Origin of the sequence: Kribbella sp. NPDC051952, assembly GCF_040680855.1 — a bacterium.
Lineage (GTDB): Bacteria > Actinomycetota > Actinomycetes > Propionibacteriales > Kribbellaceae > Kribbella.
Window position 1 is genome coordinate 701,038 of sequence record NZ_JBFAXQ010000001.1, and the last position, 13,869, is coordinate 714,906.

Consider the following 13,869-nt stretch of genomic DNA (forward strand, 5'->3'; position numbering starts at 1 on the left):
ACGCCGACGACACGCCGGAAATCGGACGGGACCGGGTAAGTTCACTCTCATGATCATCGTGACAGCTGCACTGAAGGGCGGGGTCGGGAAGACAACCACGTCGGTGTACTTGGCCGCGCTGGCATCTTCCAACCGTCGCACCGCCACTCTGGTCGACGCGGATCCACAAGGCAGCGCTGCCGACTGGATCGAGGCCTCCGACGACCAGAACCTGGCCCGGATCGAGATCGCCGAGGCGCCGACCGAGCGTCTCCTGACCAAGGCACTGGACAAGGTGCCGCCGGAGGGTATCGGCATCGTCGACATGCCTCCGTCCCACGAGCGCCTGCTGAACAAGGCGCTCGAACGGGCCCGGATCGTGATTATCCCGACCCGGATCGGCGGCGTCGAGACGCCGCGGGTCAAGGCCGTCCTGGACCTGGTCCCGAAGGACGTGCCGGCGGGCCTGGTGATCTGCTCGGCCCGGACCTACACCCGCAGTTACCAGGACGCCATGCAGCAGTACGCCGACGAGGGCGTCCCGGTCTGGGGTTCGATCCCGGAGCGGGTCTCGATCACGGCCGGCCCGACCGGACCACTCGCCGCGGACGGCCTCGACTCGTACAAGAAGGTCTGGCGCAAGATCCTCGCCGCCGCCCGCACCTAGACCGCCCAGAGAGTCGGGTCCGCGAACTCGCTCGCGGACCCCACCCTCGGCACTTCGACGGGATATCCCCGCGACATGCCCCTTCTCCCCCCGTATGCGAGGGGGAGAAGGGACAACAGGCAGGGTTATCCCCTCGTGTGCACAGGCCATATGTGCAGGGGCAGGTTCGTGGGCGGGGGCAGGCATGTGGGCGGGAGCATGCGTGTGCCCACGAGCAGGGGCTTGGGTGGGAGGAGGGTCAGCGGTGGAGTGGGGGTTCGCCGCGGACGTAGGAGCGGATGACTGTGGCGGCGGCTCCGCGGGCCCAGTCGTCGAAGGTGTGGGAGCGCAGCATCAGCGTGCAGTCCCCCGCGGCGCCGAAGGCGTGCTCGGCGAAGGCCAACCGCATCCGTTCCTCGTACAGGTCGTACTCCGCCACGCCCTCGCCCGCGATCACCACCAGCTCCGGCCCGACCAGGTTCACCATCGCGGCCAGCGCCGCGCCGATCACCTCACCGGCCCGGTCGAACGCCTCCCGCGCGTGCTCGTCACCCTCGTGCGCCAGCTTGATCGCACCGGCCAGGTCCAGGTCCGCCCGCCCGGTGGTCTCCCGGGTTCGGGCCAGGATCGCGTCCGACGAGGCGACGGTCTCGACGCAGCCACGCCGGCCACACGTGCAGACGAGGTCGCCCGGGGCCAGCGGGAGATGGCCGAGTTCGCCGGAGACGCCGTACGCGCCGGAGACGACTTCGCCGTTGATGTAGAGGCCGCAACCGATGCCCGAGCCGATGGTCACGACTGCGAACGAGTCCGCGTTCACCCCGACCCCGAACCAGTGCTCGGCCACGGTCAACGCCCGTACGTCGTTCGTTACCACGATCGGCACCCGGACCCGCTCGCGAAGCAGCTCCGCGACCGGCACGCCGCGCCAGCCCATCAGCGGCGAGTCACGCACCACACCGTGCTCGGCGTCGACGTCACCGGAGACCGAGACACCGATCCCGATCAGCGGCCCAGCCATGGCCTCGCCGGCCTTCAGTGAACTGATCAGCGACTTCGCCAGCTCGGCGACCTGCTCGATCACCCGCTTCGGCGCGGTGTCGGCGAGCTGCTCGTGCCGCACGGACAGGATCCCCGCGGTGAAGTCCGTGGTCACCCCGATCAGACCGGTCGGGGTCACCTTCACCCCGATCACCGAGACACTGCTCGGTACGACGGTCAGTGGGCTGACCGGACGCCCGATGCCGAGCTGGTTGTCCACCTCGGCCGGTACGGCGGCCTGGTCCGTCACGAACCCGGTCTCGATCAGCGGCGCGACCGCCTTCGTCACGGCCGCCTGGGACAGCCCGGTCCGGCGCGCGATCTCCACCCGCGGAATCGGGCCCTGGGTCAGGATCCTGGTCAGCACCTCGACTCCCGCCGGCGTGGCCAGGGGGAGTGGGCGATGCGGACGCAGCGGCACGAGAACAACCTACCGGCGCTGAGCCTCAATACTCCCCAGGATCGGCGAGGTCAGAGCCCAGCGAATCGTCCGGGTGAGCCCCTCACCGGCCGCTCGGACCACAGTGCCTTCGGCCAGCGGCAGATACGGGACGCGCAGCGGCCACCGGGTCCACCGTGGCAGCAGCCCCACAGCGGCCGCCGTGAGTACGCCGTACGCCGGTCGAGCCGCCCACGGGACAGGCGGGTGCACCAGCATGAAGCGAGCCGCTTGGCGGGCCTCTGTGGTCCCGCGGAGCTCCGGCTGGTAGTCGGTCAGTGTCTGCCGCAGCTCGGCCACTGTGGTCGGTGGATCGATGACACCGAGCTTGCGGGCCACGAGTGCTGCGTCTTCGACGTACAGGTCCTGCTCTTCGGCGTTGAGCGGGTTGGCGCCGTACCGCTGATGCGCGGCCAGGAAGCTGTCCACCTCGGCGACGTGCACCCACTTGAGCAGGTGTGGGTCGGACGCGCGGTACTTCACCCCGTCCGGACTGGTCCCCCGGACCCGCTCGTGCACCGACTGGACGTGCGCGATGGCTTCCTCGGCCGCCGGGATCGCGCCGTACGTCGTGATCGCCAGGAAGTAGCTCGTACGACGTAACCGGCCCCACGGGTCACCGCGGTACCCGGAGTGCGCCGAGACCGCGGCCATGGCGAGTGGATGCAGTGACTGGAGCAGCAGAGCGCGGAGTCCACCGGCGAACATCGACGCGTCGCCGTGCACCCGGCGAATCGGGCGATCCGGATCGAACCAGCGCGGACCAGGGGTGTTGTGAACCCGGTCCCGCTCAGCGCTCGGGTCCGGCCCCGCCACCTTCGTCATGATCATCCGCGCCAACCCGTCCCGCAGCGGGTCCAGCGGTCCAGTAGTGGCGGTCATACGACCAGTCTCCCCACCACCCCAAGCCGGAGGCCCGGGCGACTGCCGTCAGCGCTCCAGATAGCGCCTGGAGTACTCCGGTTCGAGGATTGAGTACAACAGGGAGTCGCGCCAGTCGCCGTTGGTGTAGACGTGGTCGCGGAGGTGGCCCTCGTAGCTGAAGCCGAGGCGTTTGACGACCGCGATCGACGCTTCGTTCTCCGGGCCGATGGCGGCGGTGACCCGGTGCCGGCCCTGGGTGACGAAGGTGAAGCGTAGGAGCACGCGGGCGGCGTCGGTGGCGTAGCCGTGGCCCCAGTGGTCGGCGTGGATCGCGTACCCGAGCTTGGCCCCCCAAGCTCCACTCGGCGCGATCCGGGCGAACCCGATCAGATGATCGTCGTCCTGGCGGGTGACGGCGAGCATGTGATCGGGCCGGTCCTCCCGGGCTGACCGCTCGATGATGCCTGCCAGCGCATCGGTGGCCTTGGCCCGGTCGTAACTGTCGAAAGCCATCCAGGCGGTCACCCGGTCGTCACCGGCGATCGCAAGGTAGTCGTCGAGGTCAGAGGTCCGGAATTCGCGCAGTGTGGTCAGGTCACCGGGCAGAGGCTCCATTCGCGCAGACTATCGATCGTGTGGTCTAGCGCGGATAGGTCTGCATCGGCGTCCGGGTGAACGTCTCGATCTCTTCCTGCAGCTCCCGTGCGTCCTCCGCGCGCCCGGACTGCCGCAATGCCTGGTGGACCCGGCGGGCCGAGTGCACCACGCCGTTGATCCGGCGCTCGGTCGGCAGACCCAGCACGGGCGCGATCGCGTCCGCCGCACCGTCCAGCTCACCGCTGGCGATCCGGCTGATGGCCATCGCGGCCTGGCTGCCGGCGGCGTCGCCGAAGGCCCACTCCGGGTGGTTCTGGTCGGTGTAGGCGTCGACGGCCTGGCGGGAGTACCGCTCCGCCTGCTCGACTTCACCAGGCAACCAGGCGAGCGCGTCGGCGGCGTAGTACAGCTGCCGGTTGCGGCCGAACGTGCACAGGCCGCCCATGTCGTCCAGGTCGTCGTTGCGCACCGAGTTCCAGGCTTCTTCGGCCCGCTCGAGCGCGGCCCGGGTGGCCTCCGGGTTGCCCAGCGCGGCCCAGGCACGGGCCTCGCTGACCGGGAGCCAGACGCTGGTGGTGCTGTTGGCCTGCTCCGCGTACCCAGCGCCGAGCTGGGCGTAGCGGACGGAGTCGTGCGGGTTGCCGGCCCAGTACGAGACGAGGGACTGCAGGCCGCGCACCCAGGCGCGCAGGCCGTGGTGATCGGCGTTGTCGGCGCACAGGAAGGCGGTCCGCGCCTGGGTCAGCGCGGCATGTGGGTTGCCGAGGTCGTGGGAGGCCTTGGCGAGCAGACCACCGGTCACGCCGCCGAGGAAGTACAGCTGCCGCAGGTGCTCCGGGCGTTGCCGGCTCTCCAGCAGGGCGAAGACCAGGTCCTGTGTCTCGACCAGCTGGCCGAGAATCTCCGGCAGCGGCCGCTGCGGGTAGGCCTTCGCGACGTGGCGTACGTCGTCGTACACCTGTTCCATGGCCTCGCTTCCGAGACCGGACTGGGCCGCGAGGGCAAATGCCCTCGCTCGGCTGGCAGCCATGTCGAGAACCTCCATCTCATTACCTGTCGTGATCCGTCCACTCGCGGCAGGTGCCGGCACCACCTGGGCAGCCTGCTCGGGGACGTACGGGGCGAGGAGCTCCTCGACCGGCTTGCCGAACATGCGTTGCAGGGTGCGCCGGGTCTGTGGAGTGGTGCCCGCGCGCTCGCCCGATGCGAGGCGCCGCAGGTGCCGCTCGGTGATGGTTCCACCCAGCTCGACGAACTCGGCGACGATCTCGGAGTAGGTCTGGTTCCGGCGCTGGATCAGGTGCGCCAGCACCGTCTTTGGCGAATACCTCCCCGCCATCGTTCCTCCCGTTCACGTCAGGAAAGACGTTGTCTCGACTCATGCCCCACGACAAGGTGCTGTCCCCCAGATGTCCGCGAGAGGTCCGGAAGAGGTCCGGCAAAGGTCCGGTCCAGGTCCTAGAGCGGTCACGTTGGGCTCGTGCACCATTACTGCCATGACAACCAGTAAGTCCAACTGGTTGCAAGGGCTCAGAGTTACGGGGTGAGAAGTAGTGAGCATCGCGGAAGTGACGGCGAGGCAGCACCGGCGCAGAGTTCGGGTCTGGTTCGGCGAACACGTGATCGCACAGTACGTCGCGGAGGCGCCGCTCGCGGCCCGCTACGAGCAGGCCATGAGGCGCCGTTTCGCCGGCCTCCGGGTCACCAACGACCTGCTCGGGCCACTCGACAGCAACTGATTGCTTGACCGCAGATTTCCGGGTCCTCCTCAGATCCGGTCGCTGCTCCCTGGAGTCTCCTCACGTTCAGGGGCAGCACTTGGAAGGTCCGTGGCACTCCTCAGTCCCGGACGAAACCCAAGGTGCGGTCCGGAGCACTCCTCAGCTCCGGACCGCACCGCCCACAAGCCCGGCTGGGCTTGGCGGCTGAGTTCCCTGTATCGCCGCCGCCCAGCCGTTCCAACCACCTCCTGGCCGACACCTCGGGCCAGGCAGGGCCGAGTGTCCTGGGCGGTAGGACACCGGAGGCTCCCGACACCTCACCGGGAGCCTCCCCCTGAGGTGGCCGACTCCGCTGTGTGACCGCCGCGCCTGGGTGGTCACGCAGCGGAGTCTTAAGTTGTGCCCCGAGCTGTACGGTCATCCCGCGAGAGCGCCGTTATCCGCCGAGGTTGGCTGCCATCGTCCGCAGTACGCCGACAGTCGCGGCGTACTCCTGGTCCGAGACTCCGGCCGTGACCCGCTTGCGCTGAGCCTGGACCTTCGCGGTCAGCTCCCCGAGCGCCTCCGCGCCGGCCGCAGTCAAGTGATCCCCGCGCAGCCAGCCGCGCTCGACCAATGGGTCAGTGACAGCCGCGAGCTCGGCTGGATCCCCGGTCAGGAACGGCGCCAGCGCGGTCGCGATCGACTCCGGTCCGGCCGCCGCGTTCAGCGCCTGCCACTGCCGGCGGGTCAACCCGTCCGCCGCGAGGACCTGCTCGAACGACGCCTCGAGCCGCCGGTCCACCTCTTTCAGCCACCACCCGATAGGCTTGTTGTCATCTGACATATACATGTCTATAAACATATACCTTGGAGGGGCTGTGGACAAGCCCGATCCGGTCGCCGCGGTGGAGTCCGCGATGATCGCGGTCCGCCGGCGCCAGACCCGCCGTACGTTCGCGGTGGAATCCGGCGGGCCCGACCCGGTTCAGGAGGTTCTCGACGCGATCGAGGCCGCGCACCCCGACAACCTCGGCGTCAACGGAGTGGCCGCCGCCCTCGGCGTGGACCAGCCACGGGCGAGCAAGCTGGTCGCCGCGGCGGTTTCGGCAGGGTTGGTACGGCGTGAGGCCGACCAGCAGGACGGCCGTCGTACGAACCTGGTGCTGACCGGGCAGGGGCGAGAGCAGCTTGAAACGGTGCACGCGTATCGCCGGGATCGGTTCGCCAACGCGATGGAGGACTGGTCGGCCGCTGAGCGCGAGACCTTCGCGGACCTCCTGACCCGCTTCGTGACCGGCTTGGACCGCTAGATGTCCGCTTGAGGTCCGGCCCGGGGTCAGGCTTGGGGTCCGGCTCGGGGTCAGGCTTGAGGTCCGGTGATGTAGACGGCGAACGGCGCGTCCGGGCGGATCTCTTTCATGCCCTCGGCCCAGCCCTCGGCGGTGATTTCGCCGGCGTAGGTCATGCCGATGCGTTGCATGACGGCCTGGGAGGCAGTGTTGACCCGCTCGGTGAGGGCGATGACGGCCCGGGCTCCTAGGGTGTTGAAGGCGAAATCCAGGCCGGCGCGACCGATCTCGCCCGCGAGTCCGCGCCCACGGGCCGACTCGACCAGGGCCCACCCGAGTTCGAGCCGGTCCACCGCCCACTCGGCGCCGACCAGGTCGGTGATAGCGGCCGCAACCGGTGACTCGGCCGAAACCCGGGACAACCCGCCTCGGCCGGCGAGGGCTCCTCCTTCGTAGGCGATCCACTTGCTGACCGAGTCCCGCTCCCAACCTGCCTGGTAGCCAGCCGCCTGACGTGCGACGTCGTCGGGGGTCCAGGCGGCGGCGTCGTACCAGGTGGCCACCCAGGGGTCCGCGTACACGCTCACGAGGTCCGCCACTTGTCCGGGCAGGACCCCGTTGGGTCCGGTGATCGGCTCGAGCCGGAGGCGGTCGGTGAACCTGGTCCGGACCGCGTGCGCGACGAGGTCCCGCAGCCGGAGGTCGCCGTCGGTGCGGTTGACCATCAGCAGTTCCAGGTCGTCCGGACCGACCCAGGCCGACGCGTCGTGCTTGCCGGCCTCCAGGCGCGGCCGGCTGAGGTCTCCGTCGACGGTGATCAGGTAGTCGAGCTCACGCCGTACGCGGCCCTCGTACTCCCATTCCCAGTCGGCGACGGACCAGACGATGTCGCGGACCTTCCAGCCGGTCTCCTCCTCGACCTCGCGGACCAGCGCCTGCTCCGGTGTCTCCCCCGGCTCCAGATGCCCGCCGACGATGTCCCAGATCCCGGGGAACAACCGCCGCTCCGCCGTACGACGCTGCACATAAACACGGTGCTGTTCGTCCCGGATCAAGGCACCCACACAGTCGACCACGCGCATACCGTCAACCTAGACCGCCCCCGTGGCAGAGTGCTGCCTCATGTCCAGCCCCAAGCCTGATCCGGCAACGGTCGTGGCCCGAACGAGGCGATTCGTGTGGTCGATCGCTCTCGTCTTCATCGCGGTGGTGCTCGTCTGCGGTCTCAGCGGCGGTGTCGTCGGCGAGAGCGCCATCGGATCACTGGGTCGGACCGTGAACCACAGCGAGCTCGCCCTGCGGGTTCTGGGCTGGTGCTGGGGCGGACTGCCGTGGACGGTGCTCGCCGCGGCCATCGTCATCCGCGGACGCGCGCGACTGAGCCGGAGCGTGTGGACCGTCCTCGCCTACCTGTTGCCGGTCTGGATCGGGAGCGGCGCGTTCTTACTGCCCAGCCGGTCCAGCAGCTTCGAAAGCCGCTTCGGTACGGCGTACCCGGACGCTCACCCACTGGGTTTCGCTTGGGCGTGCGGTGTCCTCTCCCTGGTCGCGACGCTCTTCCTGCTGGTCATCACGCTCCTGGTCATCAGAAAGCTCCACGGAAAGCCCACAAAACAAGCCCTCCACCGCCTGACCATCGCCCTCGCAGTCACCTGGGCCACCCTCACAACAGCCGGCCTGGTCGCCGCCCTCGCAGCTCCACTCCCCTGAGGTCAGCGGTTTGCGAGGGGCTTTTCGGCGATTCTGTTCGGCATGAACAGAACAGCGGCGACGAGGAGTACGGCGGCTGCCGCGGCGCCGTAGTACACGTCGTGGATCGCGGGCGCGAGCACGTTTCCCGGGAGCTTCTCGAGGTCCGCGTGACTGTCGCCGAGGCGGGCCGCGACCACGCCGTTGGCCACGGCACCGAAGACGGCAACGCCGACCGCGCTACCGACCGAGCGGGCGAACATGTTGGCGCCCGTCACCACCCCACGCGTCGTCCAGTCCACTGACGACTGCGCGGCCACGACCGACGGCGACGCGGAGAACCCGAGCCCGATCCCGATCACGAAACACGCCGCGGCCAGGTGTACGACGGAACTGCCGGAGCCGACCGTGAGCAGCAGCGCGGCACCGAGTACGACGATGATCGAGCCCATCAACATCGTCGTACGGAAGCCGACCCGGAGGTAGATGCGGCCGGCAACCGATGCCGCGATCGGCCAGCCCAGCGTCATCGCGGCCAACGCGAACCCGGCGACCAGAGCCGACGTACCCAGCACGCCTTGGGCGTACAGCGGCACGTACGTCGACAACCCGATCATCAGCAGCCCGATCAGCAGCGCGGCCGAGTTGGCGGAGTTCAGGACCCGATGGCCCAGCACCCACAACGGCAGGATCGGCTCCGGTGCCCGCCGCTCGACGAAGGCGAACGCGGTCAGCAGGATCACCGCTCCGGCCAGGATCGCGATGCTTAGCCCGGAGTCCCAGTCCCACATCACGCCGCCCTCGAGCAGCCCGAGCAGCAGCAACGAACCGCCGACCGCCAGCAGGATCGCACCCGCGTAGTCGATCTGGTGGCTGGCCTTCCGGACCACGTTCTCCTCGAACCGGCGCAGCAGCACGTAGGCCGCGGCGAGACCGAGCGGGACGTTGACGAAGAAGATCCAGCGCCAGGAGATGTAGTCCGAGAACACCCCGCCCAGCGTCGGGCCGACGAACGACGCGATCCCCCACACGCTGGCGATGTAGCCCTGCACCTTGGCCCGCTCGGCGACCGTGTAGATGTCGCCGACGATGGTCATGCCCATCGGCTGGACCGCGCCCGCGCCGAGGCCCTGGACGAGCCGGAACGCGATCAGCGCCGGCATGCTCCAGGCGAACCCGCACAGCACCGAGCCGAGCACGAACAACCCGACGCCGAGCAGCATGATCGGCTTGCGGCCGCGCAGGTCGGCGAGCTTGCCGTAGATCGGTACCGACACCGCCTGGGCGAGCAGGTAGATCGAGAACAGCCAGGGGAACTGTGTGAACCCGCCGAGGTCGTCGACGATCGACGGTACAGCGGTGGCCAGGATGGTCGCGTCGATCGCGACCAGTCCGATGCTCAGCATCACCGCGAGCAGGATCGGCCCCCGCTCCGACCGAAGCCCCACGCTCGCCCGGTCGATCCGCTCAGTAGTCATATCAGTGGTCAATGTATGTGATCTGACAACAATTCCCCCACCTGCCAACCGCCAGGTGGGACGGCCCTACGTCGCCGCCGGTTCAGCGATCGAGTACCCGGCCAGGCTGCACCCAAGCGCCAGCACGATCAGTGTGCTGAGCGCGAGCCGGAGCGACGTGTGTTCGGCGATCGTGCCGAGGACCGGGGTTGCGACGCCGCCGATGCTGACGGCCAGGCCGAGCGTCATCCCGCCCGCGGTGCCGACCCGGCTGGGCAGGAAGTCCTGACCGAGCGTGACATGCAGGGAGAACGGGATCGACATCGCGACCGCGGTGACGGCGAGGAAGCCGAAGAACGTCGGCCCGGGCACGAACACCAGACCCGCGATCGCCGGCACCGCGACGGCGTACGACGTCCGCAGGGTCCGGACCCGCCCGTAGTGGGTGGCGAAGCGACCGCCGAGCAGGGTGCCGAGGGCGCCGCACGCGAAGAGTACGAACAGGGCGATCCCGCCGGTGGTGGTCCCGCCGCCGACCCGTTGACCGGCGTACAGGGCGATGAAGGTGCCGAGGCCGACGAAGACGATCGAGCGGCAGATCATGATCGCCGACAGCCGCAGGAACGAGGACCAGTCGTCGGCGCCGGGCTGCTCTGATTTGCCGGGGGCAACCAAGCGCGCGGATCGGAGCGCGAGTTGGGTGATCGCCGCGCCGACGAGCGCTGGGACTATCAGCAGCGGTGTCAGCGACAGGCCGCCGGCGGCGATCAGTGGCGTGACCAGGACCGGCGCCAGCGCGAACCCGACATTCCCCCCGACCGAGAACCAGCTCATCCCGACGTGGCTCCCGCCGCTCACCGCCCGCGCCATCCGCGCCGCCTCCGGGTGGTACGCCGCCACCCCGAGCCCGGACAACGCGGCCGCCAGCCAGCTCAGCCAGTACGTCTGCCCGACTCCGAGCAGCGCGATCCCGAGCCCCGCGGTCGTCATCGCGACCGGGATCAGCCAGGCCAGCGACCGCCGATCGGTCAGTACGCCGAACACGGGCTGGACCACCGAGGACAGCAAGGTCGCGGCGAGCGTGATGCCGGACACCGCGACGTACCCGAGTCCGCGCTCGGCGACCAGGAACGGCACCAGCGCCGGCACGCAGCCCTGGTACACATCCACGCACGCGTGGCCGACGGCCATCAGCGCGATCGGTCGAAGTTTCCGCACACCTTCGATCGTCGCGGCCCGAGGCCCTGTCGGGCTTCCGATAAAATGCCAACCTATGCCGGAAACCCGCCAACGACCCGCCACCACCGGCGTCCGCCCGATCGAGGCCGGTGGCGGTATCGAGGCGCACTGGCACGACCGCCACCAGATCGTGTACGCCGGTCGCGGTGTCCTCTCGGTCAGCACCGACGCGGGCAGCTGGATCGCCCCCGCCACCCGAGCCATCTGGGTCCCGGCCGGCACCGTCCACGAACACCGCGCGTACGGCGAAACCGCCCTCCACACCGTGGGCCTCACGGAGAACCCGCTCTCCCTGGACGCCCCGTCGGCCCTAGTCGTCAGCCCACTCCTGCGAGAGCTGATCCTCACCTACACATTTGGTGACGGTTCAAGCGGTGAACGGGACCGGCTGCACGCGGTGATGCTCGATCAGCTCAGGCGTTCACCGCAGCGGCCGACCTATCTCCCTACTCCCCGGGACCCGAGGCTCGCCGCAGCTTGCCAGGTCCTGCAGGACGATCCCGCCGACAACAGGACGCTGCCGGAGCTCGGCCTGCAGATCGGTGCCAGTGAACGCACTTTGAGCCGCCTGTGCAAGACAGACCTCGGCATGACGTTCCCGCAGTGGCGCACGCAGCTCCGGCTGCACCACGCGCTCAGACTGCTAGCTGAAGGACATCAGGTCACCCAGGTCGCCCACGCGTGTGGATGGGCGTCGACCAGTGCGTTCATCGACACGTTCCGCCGCGCCTTCGGTCACACGCCGGGCGCGCGCAGGGCCTGATCCAGGATGTGACTCCACTGCCGCACGATGCCGCGACGCCGCGCGCTGTCATCGGTCAGCAGGTCCGCAAGCCCTAACCCACGCGCCATATCCAGCACACCCTGCACCGTCTCCCGCACCCCGGGCGTCCGTTCGCTCACCTCAAGCACCTCGAGCAGAGCCCGGTGCGCCTGCCGCCCCACATGCGCCTCCAGCCGGACGATCTGCTTCCGCAACGCCTCCTCGGTCGACGCAGCGACCCACAGATGCAGGGCGGCCCGAAACAGCGGCCCGGTGTAAACGTCCGCCAGCATCCCCACGATCGCCTCGGTCCGACCAGGCCCACTCGGCAACGACCCGGCCTGAGCCCGTATCTCGGCCAACCGCACCTCGGTCATGTACTCGACCGCCGCCGCGAACAGATCCGCCCGCGTCGGGAAGTGGTGCTGAGCGGCACCCCGGGACACCCCGGCCCGGGTGGCCACGACGCTCACCGTCGTCGCGGCGTACCCGACCTCGGCCAGCGACTCCACCGCCGCGGCCAGCAACCGCTGCCGGGTGGCCCGGCTGCGGTCCTGCTGGGGTGCCTTCAGGGTCTCAGTCACCGGCGGCCTCGCGCGCTCTCAACTGCCGCCGAAGGATCTTGCCCGACGCGGCCTTCGGCACCGCCTCGATGAACTCCACCTGCCGGATCTTCTTGTACGGCGCCACCCGCGCGGCGACGTACTCCATCACGTCGTCCGCGGTCAGCTCGACGCCCGGCATCGGCACCACGAACGCCTTCGGGACCTCGTTGCCATCGGCATTGACACCGATCACCGCCGCGTCCGCGATCCGGTCGTCGGTGAGCAGCACCGCCTCGAGCTCGGCCGGCGGCACCTGGTAGCCGTGGTACTTGATCAGCTCCTTCACGCGGTCGATGACGTACAGGTACCCGCGGTCGTCGACCCGCCCGATGTCCCCGGTGTGCAGCCATCCCTCGGGGTCGATCGTCGCGTCCGTCTCGGCGGGCCGGCCCAGGTAGCCCTTCATCACCTGCGGTCCGCGGATCCAGATCTCGCCCTCGTCCGCATCGTTGCCATCAGCACCGACCAGCCGCATCTCGGTGGACGGGAAGAGCTTGCCCACGGCACCGGGCGGCGGCTCCTGGTCGTCCTGCGGTACGGCGTGGGTCCCCGGCGACAACTCGGTCATCCCATAGGCCTGCAGCACCGCGTGCAATCCCAGCCGCTTCGCACATGCCTCAGCCAGTTCACCGTCCAACGGCGCCGCGGCTGACGTCACGTACTTCAACCGCGACAGGTCGACGCCATCCACAGCCGGGTGCTTGGCCAACGCCAGTACGACGGGAGGCGCGACGAACGCCCGTGTGATCCGCTGCTCATCCAGGGTGGTCAGGAACTGCTGCAGCTCGAACTTCGGCAGTACGACCACCGTCGCGCCGAGCCGCAGTGGCAGGTTCATCAACACGGACAGCCCGTAGATGTGGAAGAACGGCAGGATCGCGATGATCCGTTCGTCCTCCGCGACCGTGATCATCACCTCGGCCTGCGAGATGTTGGTGGCGATGTTCCGGTGCGTCAGCATCACGCCCTTGGCCGCGCCGGTGGTCCCGCTCGAGTACGGCAGTACGGCGACATCCTCGGCCGGATCGATCGTCACCTCCGGCTCGGGCGCCGTGGACGCGACCAGCTCCATCACCGAGCGGTACCCCTCGGCCTGGTCGCAGACGAAGATCTCCGTGACGTCGGTGCCCTCGACCGCCACGGTCGCGACCGGCAGGAAGAGCGAAATCGTCACCAGCAACTTCGCCTTCGAGTCGACGAGTTGCTTGTGCAGCTCGTCGGCCGTGTACAGCGCGTTGACCGTGGTCACGGTCGCGCCGGCCCGGGTGGCGCCGTAGAAGACGACCGGATAGAGGATCGTGTTCGGGCTGTGCAACGCGATCACGTCGCCCTTGTGGATGCCGAGTTCGGCGAGCCCGGCCGCGACCCGTCGCGTCATCGCATCCAGTTGGGCGTAGCTGATCTCCTTGCCGGTGACCCCGTCGACCATCGCGGGCCGATCGCCGTACTCCTGGGCCCGGCCGAGGACGGCGTCGTGGATGGGCAGGTCGAGCGTCTCGACGGGCGGGAACTCGCTGGTGATGATCATCTGGCGACCTCTCTGCGCTGGTGGCAGGAA

15 protein-coding genes are annotated in these 13,869 nt (G+C 69.1%); 5 read left to right on the plus strand and 10 right to left on the minus strand.

Translation table 11 applies throughout. The features are described 5' to 3' along the window. Positions 1–49: 49 nt before the first annotated feature. Positions 50–646 (plus strand): ParA family protein, encoded by a 597-nt coding sequence (locus tag AB0L70_RS03435; RefSeq protein ID WP_363679460.1) that lies wholly within the window; start codon positions 50–52, stop codon positions 644–646. A 238-nt stretch (positions 647–884) separates the two neighbouring features. Here AB0L70_RS03435 and AB0L70_RS03440 read toward each other — a convergent pair whose 3' ends face one another. Genes AB0L70_RS03440 through AB0L70_RS03455 form a run of 4 tightly spaced genes read right to left on the minus strand, consistent with a single transcriptional unit; the run spans position 885 to position 4,905 of the window. Continuing rightward, positions 885–2,087: an ROK family transcriptional regulator gene (locus AB0L70_RS03440; protein WP_363679462.1), complete on the minus strand. Its 1,203-nt coding sequence runs from the start codon at positions 2,085–2,087 to the stop codon at positions 885–887. A gap of 9 nt (positions 2,088–2,096) precedes the next feature. Beyond that, positions 2,097–2,987 (minus strand): oxygenase MpaB family protein, encoded by an 891-nt coding sequence (locus AB0L70_RS03445; RefSeq protein ID WP_363679464.1) that lies wholly within the window; start codon positions 2,985–2,987, stop codon positions 2,097–2,099. Positions 2,988–3,035: 48 nt separating this feature from the next. Beyond that, positions 3,036–3,584, minus strand: coding sequence for a GNAT family N-acetyltransferase (locus AB0L70_RS03450; protein ID WP_363679466.1), 549 nt, complete (start codon positions 3,582–3,584; stop codon positions 3,036–3,038). 25 nt (positions 3,585–3,609) lie between these two features. Next, positions 3,610–4,905, minus strand: a complete 1,296-nt coding sequence (locus AB0L70_RS03455) for an XRE family transcriptional regulator (RefSeq protein WP_363679468.1) — start codon at positions 4,903–4,905, stop codon at positions 3,610–3,612. 214 nt (positions 4,906–5,119) lie between these two features. Between AB0L70_RS03455 and AB0L70_RS03460 the strand changes: the two genes are divergently transcribed. Beyond that, positions 5,120–5,305, plus strand: a complete 186-nt coding sequence (locus AB0L70_RS03460; protein WP_363679975.1) for a hypothetical protein — start codon at positions 5,120–5,122, stop codon at positions 5,303–5,305. Positions 5,306–5,723: 418 nt separating this feature from the next. Here AB0L70_RS03460 and AB0L70_RS03465 read toward each other — a convergent pair whose 3' ends face one another. After that, positions 5,724–6,119, minus strand: coding sequence for a MarR family transcriptional regulator (locus AB0L70_RS03465; protein WP_363679470.1), 396 nt, complete (start codon positions 6,117–6,119; stop codon positions 5,724–5,726). Positions 6,120–6,147: 28 nt separating this feature from the next. Between AB0L70_RS03465 and AB0L70_RS03470 the strand changes: the two genes are divergently transcribed. Beyond that, positions 6,148–6,579 carry a MarR family winged helix-turn-helix transcriptional regulator gene (locus tag AB0L70_RS03470; protein WP_363679472.1) on the plus strand — a complete coding sequence of 144 codons (432 nt, stop codon included), beginning with the start codon at positions 6,148–6,150 and terminating at the stop codon, positions 6,577–6,579. Positions 6,580–6,629: 50 nt separating this feature from the next. Here AB0L70_RS03470 and AB0L70_RS03475 read toward each other — a convergent pair whose 3' ends face one another. Next, positions 6,630–7,640, minus strand: a complete 1,011-nt coding sequence (locus AB0L70_RS03475; protein ID WP_363679474.1) for a GNAT family N-acetyltransferase — start codon at positions 7,638–7,640, stop codon at positions 6,630–6,632. A gap of 94 nt (positions 7,641–7,734) precedes the next feature. On the opposite strand from AB0L70_RS03475, the gene AB0L70_RS03480 reads away from it, so the two are divergent. Beyond that, entirely contained in the window at positions 7,735–8,268 is a 534-nt protein-coding gene (locus tag AB0L70_RS03480; RefSeq protein WP_363679476.1) for a hypothetical protein, read from the plus strand. Positions 8,269–8,270: 2 nt separating this feature from the next. On the opposite strand, the gene AB0L70_RS03485 is transcribed toward AB0L70_RS03480, so the two are convergent. After that, a complete protein-coding gene (locus AB0L70_RS03485) occupies positions 8,271–9,725 on the minus strand; it encodes an MDR family MFS transporter (RefSeq protein WP_363679477.1) in 1,455 nt (484 codons plus the stop codon). A 66-nt stretch (positions 9,726–9,791) separates the two neighbouring features. Next, positions 9,792–10,922 (minus strand): MFS transporter, encoded by a 1,131-nt coding sequence (locus AB0L70_RS03490; RefSeq protein ID WP_363679479.1) that lies wholly within the window; start codon positions 10,920–10,922, stop codon positions 9,792–9,794. Positions 10,923–10,977: 55 nt separating this feature from the next. On the opposite strand from AB0L70_RS03490, the gene AB0L70_RS03495 reads away from it, so the two are divergent. Continuing rightward, the gene (locus AB0L70_RS03495) at positions 10,978–11,706 is read left to right on the plus strand and encodes a helix-turn-helix transcriptional regulator (RefSeq protein WP_363679481.1); all 729 of its coding nucleotides are present in this window, start codon (positions 10,978–10,980) and stop codon (positions 11,704–11,706) included. On the opposite strand, the gene AB0L70_RS03500 is transcribed toward AB0L70_RS03495, so the two are convergent. Next, the gene (locus AB0L70_RS03500) at positions 11,679–12,290 is read right to left on the minus strand and encodes a TetR/AcrR family transcriptional regulator (protein ID WP_363679483.1); all 612 of its coding nucleotides are present in this window, start codon (positions 12,288–12,290) and stop codon (positions 11,679–11,681) included. The genes AB0L70_RS03495 and AB0L70_RS03500 overlap by 28 nt on opposite strands. Beyond that, on the minus strand, positions 12,283–13,839 hold the full coding sequence (locus AB0L70_RS03505; RefSeq protein WP_363679485.1) for an AMP-binding protein: 1,557 nt from the start codon (positions 13,837–13,839) through the stop codon (positions 12,283–12,285). The genes AB0L70_RS03500 and AB0L70_RS03505 overlap by 8 nt, the downstream gene beginning before the upstream one ends. Positions 13,840–13,869: the final 30 nt, after the last annotated feature.